The following is a 1,630-nucleotide window of genomic DNA, read 5'->3' as shown; positions in this document are numbered from 1 at the left end:
AAATTGTGTTCGGCGGTGTCCTACTCTCCCACACTGGTTAGGGTGCAGTACCATTGGCGCTGGAGGGCTTAGCTTCCGGGTTCGGAATGGGGCCGGGCGTTTCCCCTCCGCTATGGCCGCCGTAACGATGTGAAACCATCACTGGTTTGTTTATCACAACCGGGTGTTGTTTCAGAAATGCATAGTGGATGCGAACATCATGTGCACGTGTTGTGCTGGTGATGTTGGGGGTGTTGTTGGTAAGTCCTCGGCCGATTAGTACCAGTCACCTACACCCATTACTGGGCTTACAGTTCTGGCCTATCAACCCCATGGTCTGTGGGGGGCCTTAACCACTCGAAGGTGGTGAGAAACCTCATCTTGGAACAGGCTTCCCGCTTAGATGCTTTCAGCGGTTATCCCTTCCGAACGTAGCTAACCAGCAGTGCACCTGGCGGTACAACTGGCACACCAGAGGTTCGTCCGTCCCGGTCCTCTCGTACTAGGGACAGGTTTCCTCAAGTTTCTAACGCGCGCGGCGGATAGAGACCGAACTGTCTCACGACGTTCTAAACCCAGCTCGCGTGCCGCTTTAATGGGCGAACAGCCCAACCCTTGGGACCTACTCCAGCCCCAGGATGCGACGAGCCGACATCGAGGTGCCAAACCATCCCGTCGATATGGACTCTTGGGGAAGATCAGCCTGTTATCCCCGGGGTACCTTTTATCCGTTGAGCGACACCACTTCCACACGTTGGTGCCGGATCACTAGTCCCGACTTTCGTCCCTGCTCGACATGTACGTCTCACAGTCAAGCTCCCTTGTGCACTTACACTCAACACCTGATTGCCAACCAGGCTGAGGGAACCTTTGGGCGCCTCCGTTACATTTTGGGAGGCAACCGCCCCAGTTAAACTACCCACCAGGCACTGTCCCTGAACCCGATCAGGGTCCGAGGTTAGAAGTCCAATACGATCAGAGTGGTATTTCAACAACGACTCCATGAACACTGGCGTGCCCACTTCACAGTCTCCCACCTATCCTACACAAACCGAACCGAACACCAATACCAAGCTATAGTGAAGGTCCCGGGGTCTTTTCGTCCTGCCGCGCGTAACGAGCATCTTTACTCGTACTGCAATTTCGCCGAGTCTGTGGTTGAGACAGCAGAGAAGTCGTTACGCCATTCGTGCAGGTCGGAACTTACCCGACAAGGAATTTCGCTACCTTAGGATGGTTATAGTTACCACCGCCGTTTACTGGGGCTTAAATTCTCAGCTTCACCACCGAAGTGATTAACCGGTCCTCTTAACCTTCCAGCACCGGGCAGGCGTCAGTCCGTATACATCGTCTTACGACTTCGCACGGACCTGTGTTTTTAGTAAACAGTCGCTTCTCTCTGGTCTCTGCGACCCCCACCAGCTCCCGGAGAAAATCCGTTCACCAGTGCAGGTCCCCCTTCTCCCGAAGTTACGGGGGTATTTTGCCGAGTTCCTTAACCACAGTTCTCTCGATCGCCTTAGTATTCTCTACCTGACCACCTGTGTTGGTTTGGGGTACGGGCCGTGTATCAACTCACTAGAGGCTTTTCTCGGCAGCATAGGATCATGGAATTCACCACAACGGTTACGCATCACCTCTCAGGAACAAT

At 53.9% G+C, this 1,630-nt stretch carries 2 rRNA genes (1 of these 2 only partly in view); both read right to left on the bottom strand.

Annotation, left to right across the window (positions count from 1 at the left end):
- Positions 1 to 7 precede the first annotated feature (7 nt).
- Positions 8 to 124 (bottom strand): 5S ribosomal RNA (gene rrf / locus ACWDTD_RS20385).
- A gap of 111 nt (positions 125 to 235) precedes the next feature.
- Positions 236 to 1,630: ribosomal RNA gene (locus tag ACWDTD_RS20380) — 23S ribosomal RNA — on the bottom strand; it runs 1,837 nt beyond the window's last position.

Source organism: Gordonia sp. NPDC003425 (assembly GCF_053588635.1).
This window is presented reverse-complemented; position numbering and strand designations above follow the sequence as displayed.